This window comes from Mycobacterium sp. (genome assembly GCF_036488105.1).
Classification (GTDB): domain Bacteria; phylum Actinomycetota; class Actinomycetes; order Mycobacteriales; family Mycobacteriaceae; genus Mycobacterium.
The window spans coordinates 1-2860 of the sequence record NZ_DASXHW010000147.1; the positions used below are offsets into that span (position 1 = coordinate 1).

Below are 2860 nucleotides of genomic sequence, written 5' to 3' on the forward strand. Positions count from 1 at the left end.
CGTACCCGTGCCGGGTTGAAGGACCCGAAGCGCCCGTCCGGTTCGTTCATCTTTGCCGGCCCGTCCGGTGTCGGTAAGACCGAGCTGTCCAAGGCGCTGGCCAACTTCTTGTTCGGTGACGACGACGCGCTCATCCAGATCGACATGGGCGAATTCCACGACCGGTTCACCGCATCGCGGTTGTTTGGTGCCCCACCGGGATACGTCGGTTACGAGGAGGGTGGCCAGCTCACCGAGAAGGTGCGGCGCAAGCCGTTCTCGGTGGTGCTGTTCGACGAAATCGAGAAGGCGCACCAGGAGATCTACAACAGCCTGCTGCAGGTGCTCGAAGATGGCCGGCTGACCGACGGGCAGGGTCGCACCGTCGACTTCAAGAACACGGTGCTGATCTTCACCTCAAACCTGGGTACGTCTGACATCAGCAAGGCAGTCGGACTCGGCTTCACTCAGGGTGGCGGAGAGAACAACTACGAGCGGATGAAGCAGAAGGTCAACGACGAGCTGAAGAAGCACTTCCGCCCCGAGTTCCTCAACCGCATCGACGACATCATCGTCTTCCACCAGCTGACCCGCGAAGAGATCATCGAGATGGTCGATTTGATGATCGGCCGGGTGGGCAAGCAGCTCAAGGCCAAGGACATGGCGATGGAGCTCACCGACAAGGCGAAGTCGTTGCTGGCCAAGCGCGGCTTCGACCCGGTGCTGGGCGCTCGTCCACTGCGGCGCACCATCCAGCGGGAGATCGAGGACCAGCTGTCCGAGAAGATCCTGTTCGAAGAGGTCGGCCCCGGCCAGATTGTCACGGTCGATGTGGACAACTGGGACGGCGAGGGTACTGGCGAGGACGCCGTGTTCACCTTCACCGGAGCCCGTAAGCCGGCCGAAGCGGACCTGGCGAACGCCGGCGCTCACGCGGCCGCTGCTCCGCCGCCCGCAGCGCAGTAAACAAGTCAAACGGATGGGCGGTCATCGATCCGGTGGCCGCCCGTTTGTTATCGCGTGGGTATCAGCGCGAAGACCTGCTTGGCGATCTGGAGCATCCAACCGGTGATGCTCGGCCCGTGATCGCGAGGCCAGGTCAACTGGAAGCTCACCACCCAGGGCTGCCCGCTCCGGTCGACCGCATACCAGCTGAACGTCAGGTCACCCGGCAGGCCGCCGGCCTTGGCGGCGATATAGGGCCATTGCCCGCGATCCAGGTTGACACCAGGAGAAGCATCCAGGATCTTCTTGACGGGTGCGGCCGCACCTACCGCGCCGGCCTGCAGAGCCACGTGCACCCGACAGATATCTTCAGCGGTGCCATACCATTCCGCGTCGTATTTCGAAGCGGGGACATGGGCGTGCCACGGATCCGGTTGATAAGTATGGGAATTCGCTTCTTCTAGCATCGCGGCGCGTTGCTGCGCGGTGCTTCGCTGCCATTGCTCACGGACATCCGGTCGGCCCCAGGCGACCGAAAACAGTTCGTACATCGTCGGGAACGGTGTCATCGCGGCCGGGTCGTGGTGGCCGGTGTTGGCCAGCGCATCGTCGACGGCCTGTGGGCCGACCTTCTCGATCAGCATGTCGGTGGCCATGTTGTCGCTTGTGGCAATCATCTTCTCGGCCGCGGTGCGCACCGAAATATTCGCTCCCACCGGCAAATCCATGCTTGAACCGACGGCCTTGCCTTTGTCGGTCACGGTCAGCTGATCGTCCCAGGACACCGTCCCGGCCTTGATGGCATCCGCCACGGCATAGAGCACGTACAACTTGAAGATCGACGCCAACGGGAGTGACAGATTGGGGTTGGTGCCGGCTATCCGATTGCACTGACCGTCATTGACCTTGGTGACCTGCCATGAGTAGCGCGCGCCGGTCTTGCCCAGCACGGCGTCGACGTCACGCCACGACGAGATCTTCGGGGCCAGCGTGGTGACGTCGAACCCATCCACCAACGTGTCATCGGCGGTGTGTATCCGAATCTCTTGCTGCGCGCCGTAAGACGTCGTCAGCTTCAGGGTGGCCGCGCCCGCTGTGAGGTCGACTCCGCGGAACGTGAACGGCCGGTCCCACCACAGCTTTTCCATCATGGTCTGGATTTGGTTGACCATCTTCGGCGCGGCAAGGGTGCCGACTCCGACCGGACCGATCTGCCAGTCAGAGTTCAGCATGTCCAGGGTCTGCTGAGCTCGCAGACCGGCCGGCGTGCTCATGTTGATCTGCCGGCCGGCGCCCGCCGCGTTAGCGGACGGTGCTGGTGGCGGTGCGCAACCCGGGCTCAGGGCGGCGACCAATATGGCGGCGGACGTCAGTGCCGCGACGCGGAGTCGGCCCTGGCGCGGACTACGCCGACTGTCCGGATCCGGCAACGTCTAGCACAACCTCGAACTCCAGCAGCGACGCGCCGGTCGCCACCGGATTGTTCCGGTGGCCGGCGTGCGCCTCGATCGCAGGCCCGCTCGCCCACGCCTGGAATGCCTCTTCGGACTCCCACTGCGTCACCACGAAGTACCGGTCTTCGCCCTTGATCGGACGAAGCAGCTGAAAGCCGAGGAAGCCGGGCGAGTTCTCGACCGCGTGCGCGCGGTGGGCGAACCGCTTCTCCAACTCGGGGCCTGCGTCGGCGGGCACCTCGATTGCGTTGATCTTCACCACTGGCATGGCGCAAGGCTACCGTGCCGACCGGTGGCGACCCAAAGCGCGCAAAGATAGGTGCATGGCCGCTGATCTGCTCACCCACCGCGGTGGACGAGGTGAACCGGTGGTCTTGGTGCACGGCCTGATGGGCCGTGGCACCACCTGGTCGCGTCAGCTGCCGTGGCTGACTCAGCTGGGCGCCGTCTACACCTACGACGCGCCTTGGCACCGCGGTCGT

3 protein-coding genes and 1 pseudogene are annotated in these 2860 nt (G+C 64.2%); 2 read left to right on the plus strand and 2 right to left on the minus strand.

What is annotated here, in order from left to right:
* Positions 1–945, plus strand: a 945-nt coding sequence (locus VGH54_RS07710; RefSeq protein ID WP_331511345.1) for an AAA family ATPase, incomplete at its 5' end; no start/stop codon positions are given.
* Between the two features lie 47 nt (positions 946–992).
* On the opposite strand, the gene VGH54_RS07715 is transcribed toward VGH54_RS07710, so the two are convergent.
* Positions 993–2354, minus strand: a complete 1362-nt coding sequence (locus tag VGH54_RS07715; RefSeq protein ID WP_331511346.1) for a serine hydrolase — start codon at positions 2352–2354, stop codon at positions 993–995.
* Positions 2329–2646 carry a mycobilin-forming heme oxygenase MhuD gene (gene mhuD, locus VGH54_RS07720; RefSeq protein ID WP_331511347.1) on the minus strand — a complete coding sequence of 106 codons (318 nt, stop codon included), beginning with the start codon at positions 2644–2646 and terminating at the stop codon, positions 2329–2331. The genes VGH54_RS07715 and mhuD overlap by 26 nt, the downstream gene beginning before the upstream one ends.
* A 55-nt stretch (positions 2647–2701) precedes the next feature.
* Here mhuD and VGH54_RS07725 point away from each other — a divergent pair.
* Positions 2702–2860: pseudogene (locus VGH54_RS07725) on the plus strand (alpha/beta hydrolase); the annotation flags it as partial.